A 6,909-nucleotide genomic window follows, 5' to 3' on the forward strand; every position below is an offset into this window, starting at 1 on the left:
CTGTCCGAACGCCCGTGTCGGCAGCGGCAGTTCGCGTCAGCGGGTGGGTGTGAGGGGCAGGTCGTCCGTGAAGGCGTTGACGGGTTGGGCGATGGGCCGGGTGCTGTGGACGTCGAGGGCCGCCGCAGCGGACTTGGTGCCGAGGGCGCCCTGGGTGTGCCAGGTTCCGGTGACGGCGAGCCAGGTGTTGGCGGGCGGGGCGGGGGTGCCGTACATCCGAATCTTGACGGTCTGGGCGTCGGCCGCGCAGCAGGTGAAGATGATGCGGGTCAGGTCCCAGGCACCGCCCTGTCCCGGTGTCACGAAGCCGGTCATCTCGACGGTACGGCCCTTGATGGCGCGTTGCTTGTCCTGCTGGACCCGGGTGGTGAAGTCCGTGAGGGTCATCGGGAGGGGTGAGGTCGCGGGCAGTGCGGCGAACCCCTTCTGCTGATTGACGGTCTCGCGGCCGGCGTGCGCTGCCGTGTACGCGCCGAGGGCGGGCGGGGCGTAGAGGAGAAGGCTGAGCGCGGGGAGGAAGAGGAGCCAGGCGATGCGGGGTGCGGTGGAGTGGTCGTGGCCGTGGGCGTGGTCCTTCTTCTCACCGGTGTCGTGGTCGAACGCCGCGTGGGCCAGGCCCAGGAGCAGCAGGAGAACGCCGGAGACGATCAGCAGCGGGCGCAGGCCCTCCTTGACGTAGCGCAGGTAGAGGTCGGTGAAGAGGGCGCTGTGCAGGAGGCCCAGGCCGGTCAGGGTCAGGAGCGCGATCTGTGCGGTGCGCTTCACAGCAGGGCGCCTCCGATCAGGACACTGGCGGCCACAGCGACGACGGTGGTCGCGGTGGAGAAGCGGACGGCGAACGCCCGGCCGAACGTGCCGGCCTGGAGGGCGATCAGCTTGAGGTCGACCATGGGGCCGACCACCATGAAGGCCAGCCGGGCGGTGGGTGAGAAGCCGGTGAGTGAGGCCGCCACGAAGGCGTCGGCCTCGGAGCAGACCGCGAGGACGACGGCGAGCGCGGCCAGGAACAGCACGGACAGCCAGGGCGAGCCGGAGAAGGTGTCGAGGACGGAGCGCGGGACGGTCACATTGAAGGTGGCCGCGGCCATCGCGCCCAGCACGAGGAAGCCGCCCGCGTGCAGGAAGTCGTGCTGGAAGCCGAGCCGGAACTCCGTGAAGCGGCTGTGCCCGTGCCGGTGTCCGGTGTGCCGGACGACCGGGCGCAGCCATTCCGTACGGCCGAGCCAGAGCCAGAGCCAGCCCATGACGGCGGCGGTGGCGAGCGAGGCGAGCAGCCGGGCGAGCACCATGGCGGGGCTGCCCGGGAAGGCGACTGCGGTGGCGGTCAGCACGATCGGGTTGATCGCGGGCGCCGACAGCAGGAACGCGAACGCGGCGGCCGGGGTGACGCCCCGGCGGATCAGGCTGTTGGCGACCGGCACGGACGCGCATTCGCAGCCCGGCAGGACGGCTCCGGCGAGGCCGGCCACGGGGACGGCGAGCACCGCGCGCTGGGGCAGCACCTTGGTGAACAGGTCGGCCGGCACGAAGGCGTTGATCGCCCCGGACAGGGCGGTGCCGAGGAGGAGGAAGGGCAGCGCCTGCACGGTGATGGCCAGGCAGACGGTGCGCCAGGCGGCCACGGCGGGGCCGTTCAGCCACGGTGTGCCCGACAGCAGGAGGGCGCAGACCGCGAGGCCGAGGACGGTGACGAGCGCCGTCGTGGGCGGGGGTCTGCGCGGGAGGCGGCGGCGCCGTCGCTCGGGTGGGTGGACGGTGGCCGGGGCCACCGCCTCCGTCACATCAAGCAGCTCATCCGTTTTTGGCATATTTGCTCCGAATGTCTGATGTTGCGACAGAACATAGTACGGTTCTCGCGTGATCAGCCGACTGTCCGTCACGATCGTCCGCGCGTGTCTGCGCGAGGGCGCCGGCGGAAGCCCCACCGCGGTGCTGGACGAGGTGCCGTTGAGCGAGGACGAGCGGCGTCGGGTGCCGGTCCTCGCGGAGACTTCGCACGCCGTCTTCGTCTCGGTGCGCGAGTCCGGGGTGTCGCTCCGCTTCTTCACCGCCGAGGGCGAACTGCCCGCGTGCGGCCACGGTACGGTCGCCGCCCTCGCGTACCTCGCGGACCGTGCCGGAGTCGCGGAGTACCGGGCCTCCCTCTACGCGGCGGGGCGTTCCTTCGCCGGGTGGGCAGTACGGGAGGGGGCACGGTTCCGCGCCGTCTTCGACCCGGGTCCCGTCGCGTTGCGCGAGCCGACCGCCGACGAGCGCGCACTCGTCCTGCCCACGCTGGGCGTCACCTCGGACACACTCGCGCCAGGCGCCCGCGTGGCCTCGGTCGGGCGGGCGCGCCTGCTCGTCCCGGTCGCCTCGCGCGCCGAACTCGCCGCGCTGGCACCGGACTTCGAGGGACTCCGCGCGGCCTGCGACCGGTTCGGACTCCTCGGCTGCTACGTCTACTCGGTGCCGGAGCGCTCCGGTCGGATCGCGGCACGCATGTTCGCGCCGTCGATCGGCGTCCCGGAGGACATCGCGAACGCCAACAGCACCGCGTGCCTCGCCGCCGACCTGGCCGAGCGGGGCATCACCGAGATCGCCGTAGACATGGGCGACCCCCTGGGCAGCCCGGCCACGATCACCGCGAGCGCGCGACCCGTGCTGCGGCTGGGCGGAATCGCGGAAGTCGCCGGTGCCGTGCGGGAGTTGGGCGTCTAGGCCGTGTCCGCGAAGTCCCGTCGTCCGCCCGGAGGGCGGGCACTGCAGCGTCCGGTGCGTGCTCTGGGGGTCCCCCGGCCGAAGGCTGGGGGAGTGCCGGGTGGAAGCCCTCGTACTGGTTGTACGTGGGCTTTCGCCCGGTGCGGCGAGTGGGGGCACCTCCCACGCCCTTGAGACAGTGGGGGAGCGTGCCGGGCGCCGCAGGGCAGGCGGGACTTCGCGGACACGGCCTAGCGGGCCCGGACCCGCTCCAGTACGTCACGGATCAGGTCGGCGCTGATCGTGAAGTGGCCCCGGGCGATCTCCTCGGCGCGTTCGGGCTCGCCCGCCGCGATGGCCTCGTACAGGGCCTTGTGGTCCTCGCCGCCTTGATGGAACTGGGTCTGTTCGCCCCTGCCCCAGGGTTCGACGGGGAAGCCGAGGCTGATGCGGGCCAGCAGGTCCTGGCTGAGCATGACGATCTGGGGGTTGCCCGTGGCGGCGCGGACGGCCTGGTGGAAGGCGCTGTCGGCGGTGTGCGCGTCGCGCGGGGTGCTCGCGTCGAGGTAGGCGGACAGGGCGTCCCGCATGGGGTCGAGGTCCTTCGGGCCCCGGCGCCGGGCGGCCGTCGCGGCGACCATGCCCTCGACCAGGCCGCGCAGGTCGAAGAGTTGCTCGAACTCCTCCCAGCGGGGCAGCAGGGTGTGCCGGACGGCGGTGGCCGTCGCCTCGGTCCAGCTGTCCCGGACGTAGGTCCCGCCGTTGCGCCCGCGGCGGATCTCGACCACGCCCACGGCCTGGAGGCGGGCGACCGCCTCGCGCACGGTGGGGCGGCTGACCCGGAGCAGACCGGTGAGTTCGCGCTCGGCCGGCAGCCGCTCGCCCGGCAGGAAGTCGCCCACGGCGATCGCGGTGAGCAGCCGGTCGGACACCTCGTCGACCGCCGAGGCGACCCGGACCGGGCGCAGCGCGGAGGACGGGGAGCCGCCGAGGAGGACACGGTCGAGGACGCGTGAGAACTCGTCCCCGGCCTCGGATGCCTCAGGTACGGATGTCAGCTGTCCTCCCCCTTCAATGCCGCTGCTGTAAACGCGGGCGGGCCACGTGAACTCGTCGTTACGTCTTGCCCAGCCCACGCCAAAAGGTCTTGTGCGCTGACCTTTTACCCAATCACCATCACAGCCATCCGTCACATCCTTTTCGTTTCAGCCAGAGGCCGGGCCCGGAATTCGGCCTGGCGGACGGCCCTCCTGGGAGGCCATCGCGTGGCGATTCCCGAACCGAATCACACCGGCACCGTCGACTTCAACGGCCACTCCACCTGGTACCGGATCACCGGCGAGCCCGGCAGGACACCGCTGGTCGTCCTGCACGGCGGCCCCGGCGCCGGTCACAACTACACCCTCAGCATCGCGGGCATCGCCGAGCAGGGACGGCCCGTCGTGCACTACGACCAGCTCGGCACCGGGCTGTCCACCCATCTGCCCGACGAGGGCGCCGACTTCTGGACCGTCCAGCTCTTTCTCGACGAACTCGACAATCTCCTCAAGGAGTTGGGCATCGCCGATGCCTATCACCTCCTCGGGCAGTCCTGGGGCGGCATGCTCGCAGCCGAGCACGCGGTACGCCGGCCGGCCGGGCTGCGCGGACTGGTCATCGCCAACTCCCCCGCGTCCATGGAGCTGTGGCTCGCGGCGGCGGCCGAACTGCGCGGCCAGCTGCCGCCCGAGGTCCAGCGCACTCTGCTCGCCCACGAGGCGGCCGGAACCACCGACCACCCCGACTACCTCGCCGCCGAGCAGGTCTTCAACGAACGCCATGTGTGCCGTATGAACCCCAACCCGCCCGAGGTACAGGCGACTTGGGAGAACATCGCGGCCGATCCGACCGTGTACCACACGATGAACGGGCCGAACGAGTTCCATGTCGTCGGCACCATGAAGGACTGGTCCGTGATCGACCGGCTGCATCTCATCGAGGCACCGACCCTGCTGGTGTCCGGCCGGTACGACGAGGCGACTCCCGAGACGCTGCGCCCTTTCGCCGACCACATCCCCGACGTGCGCTGGCACATGTTCGAGCACTCCAGCCACATGCCCCACGTCGAGGAGGAAGAGCTCTACCTCCGGGTCGTGGGCACCTTCCTCGACTCCACCGACTGATCCCCCGGCCGACCCAACAGCCGTTCCCCCGACGGGAGTTCCCTGGATGTCCCGCACCACGAGACGGAGCGCGTTCGCCGCCGCCACCGTCGCCCTCGCCCTGACCACCGCCGCCTGTTCGTCCTCCGGCGACGGTTCCTCCGCCGACGCGACCACGTCCTCGTCGGCGTCCGGCTCTTCCGCCTTCCTGCCGCAGCACAAGGGCGGCACGCTGAAGCTCGTCGCCCACGCGGCGGCGGGCAGCCTCGATCCGCAGGTCAACTACACGCTCCAGTACTGGCAGTTGTACCAGTCGATGTACGACGGGCTGCTGTCGTTCAAGAAGGTCGGCGGCCAGTCGTCGTTCACGGTCGTCCCGGACCTGGCGGCAGCGATGCCGAAGGTCAGCAACGGCGGGAAGACGTACACCTTCACGCTCCGCAAGGGCATCAGCTTCTCCAACGGCAAGGCGCTGACCACCGACGACGTGGTGGCGTCCTTCCAGCGCATCTTCAAGGTCTCCAGCCCCACCGCGGGCACCTTCTACAACGGCATCGTCGGCGCCACCGCCTGCCTGAAGACACCCGCGTCCTGCACGCTCAAGGGCGGCGTGACCGGCGACGCGACCGCGAACACCGTCACCATCAACCTCACCGCGGCGGACTCGGAGTTCCCGTACAAGCTGGCCGTCCCGCACGCCAGCATCATGCCGAAGGACTCGCCGGCGAAGGACGCGGGCACGAAGCCGCTGCCGACGACCGGCCCGTACATGGCGGCCTCCTACGACCCGAACCGCGCGCTGAAGCTGGTGCGCAACCCGCACTTCAAGGAGTGGTCGCGGGAGGCCGAGCCGCAGGGGTACCCGGACGAGATCGACTACACCTTCGGGCAGACCGTCGAGTCCGAGGTCACCGCCGTCGAGAACGGCCAGGCGGACTGGATGTACGATCCGCCGCCCGCCGACCGGCTCAACGAGATAGGCACCAAGTACACCGCCCAGGCGCATGTGAACCCGCTGACCGCGTTCTGGTACGCGACGCTGAACGTCAACACGGCTCCGTTCAACAACAAGTTGGCGCGCCAGGCCATCAACTGGGCCGTGGACCGGTCCGCCGTGGTGCGGCTGTACGGCGGCACCAACCTCGCCTCCCCGGCGTGCACGATCCTGCCGCCGGGCTTCCCCGGGCACGTCGACTCCTGCGACTACACCAAGGGCGGCGGCAAGACCTGGACGGCCGCGGACCTCGCCACGGCCAAGGCACTGGTGAAGCAGTCCGGTACCGCCGGGCAGGAGGTCGGCATCGTCACCCAGGACGACGACGTCAACAAGTCGATCGGGCAGTACCTGCAGAGCCTGCTCACCCAGCTCGGCTACAAGGCGACGCTCAAGCCGCTGTCGGCGAACATCCAGTTCACCTACATCCAGAACACCAAGAACAAGGTCCAACTCGCCCTGACCTCTTGGTACCAGGACTATCCGGCGGCCTCGGACTTCCTCAACGTGCTGTTCTCCTGCGCCGCGTTCCACCCGGGAAGCGACTCCAGCATCAACATCTCGGGCTTCTGCGACAAGGGCGTCGACGCGAAGATGCAGACCGCGCTGAAGACCGCGCAGAGCGATCCGACGGCCGCCAACACGCAGTGGGGCGCGATCGATCAGGAGGTCATGCGGCAGTCGCCGGTCGTCCCGCTGATCAACCCGAAGATCATCGACTTCACGTCGAAGCGGCTGGGCAACTACCAGTTCAGCAAGCAGTTCTACATGCTCGTCGGCCAGACATGGGTCAAGTGAGCACCGCCCCAACCGAGTTGGCCGCTCCGGAGGCCCGGCGCCCGCCGGGCCCCTGGCGGAGGGGGGGGGGGGGGGGGGGGGGGGGGGGGGGGGGGGGGGGGGGGGGGCGGGGGCGGCGGGGGCGGGGGGGGGGGGGGGGGGGGCCGGCGCGGGGGGGGGGGGGGGGCGGGGGGGGGGGGGGGGGGGGGGCCCCCCCGCCCGCGGGGGGGCCCAGTGCCGGGTGGAAGCCCTCGTACTGGTTGTACGTGGGCTTTCGCCCGGTGCGGCGAGTGGGGGCACCTCCCACGCCCTTGAGAC

At 71.0% G+C, this 6,909-nt stretch carries 6 protein-coding genes; 3 read left to right on the forward strand and 3 right to left on the reverse strand.

Going from position 1 to position 6,909, the window contains the following annotated elements; all coding sequences use genetic code 11:
* Positions 1 to 36: 36 nt before the first annotated feature.
* Together ACIBJH_RS26240 and ACIBJH_RS26245 are read right to left on the reverse strand one after the other, a co-directional pair.
* Entirely contained in the window at positions 37 to 765 is a 729-nt protein-coding gene (locus ACIBJH_RS26240) for a TIGR03943 family putative permease subunit (protein ID WP_399119295.1), read from the reverse strand.
* Positions 762 to 1,808 carry a permease gene (locus ACIBJH_RS26245; protein WP_399119296.1) on the reverse strand — a complete coding sequence of 349 codons (1,047 nt, stop codon included), beginning with the start codon at positions 1,806 to 1,808 and terminating at the stop codon, positions 762 to 764. Before ACIBJH_RS26245 ends, ACIBJH_RS26240 begins: the two co-directional genes overlap by 4 nt.
* 49 nt (positions 1,809 to 1,857) lie before the next feature.
* Between ACIBJH_RS26245 and ACIBJH_RS26250 the strand changes: the two genes are divergently transcribed.
* Positions 1,858 to 2,700 (forward strand): PhzF family phenazine biosynthesis protein, encoded by an 843-nt coding sequence (locus tag ACIBJH_RS26250; RefSeq protein ID WP_399119297.1) that lies wholly within the window; start codon positions 1,858 to 1,860, stop codon positions 2,698 to 2,700.
* Positions 2,701 to 2,930: 230 nt separating this feature from the next.
* Here the strand turns inward: ACIBJH_RS26250 and ACIBJH_RS26255 are convergent, their stop codons facing one another.
* The gene (locus ACIBJH_RS26255) at positions 2,931 to 3,815 is read right to left on the reverse strand and encodes a FadR/GntR family transcriptional regulator (protein WP_399119299.1); all 885 of its coding nucleotides are present in this window, start codon (positions 3,813 to 3,815) and stop codon (positions 2,931 to 2,933) included.
* 129 nt (positions 3,816 to 3,944) lie between these two features.
* Between ACIBJH_RS26255 and ACIBJH_RS26260 the strand changes: the two genes are divergently transcribed.
* Entirely contained in the window at positions 3,945 to 4,841 is an 897-nt protein-coding gene (locus ACIBJH_RS26260; protein WP_399119300.1) for a proline iminopeptidase-family hydrolase, read from the forward strand.
* A 46-nt stretch (positions 4,842 to 4,887) separates the two neighbouring features.
* Positions 4,888 to 6,612 (forward strand): ABC transporter substrate-binding protein, encoded by a 1,725-nt coding sequence (locus tag ACIBJH_RS26265; protein WP_399119301.1) that lies wholly within the window; start codon positions 4,888 to 4,890, stop codon positions 6,610 to 6,612.
* Positions 6,613 to 6,909 lie beyond the last annotated feature (297 nt).

It is taken from the genome of Streptomyces sp. NPDC050548 (assembly GCF_044457385.1).
Taxonomy (GTDB): Bacteria; Actinomycetota; Actinomycetes; order Streptomycetales; family Streptomycetaceae; genus Streptomyces.

Excerpts from the sequence above, each read along its gene's own strand:
- ACIBJH_RS26245 (WP_399119296.1), bottom strand. The coding sequence starts at position 1,808 with ATGCCAAAAACGGATGAGCTGCTTGATGTGACGGAGGCGGTGGCCCCG.
- ACIBJH_RS26265 (WP_399119301.1), top strand. The coding sequence starts at position 4,888 with ATGTCCCGCACCACGAGACGGAGCGCGTTCGCCGCCGCCACCGTCGCC.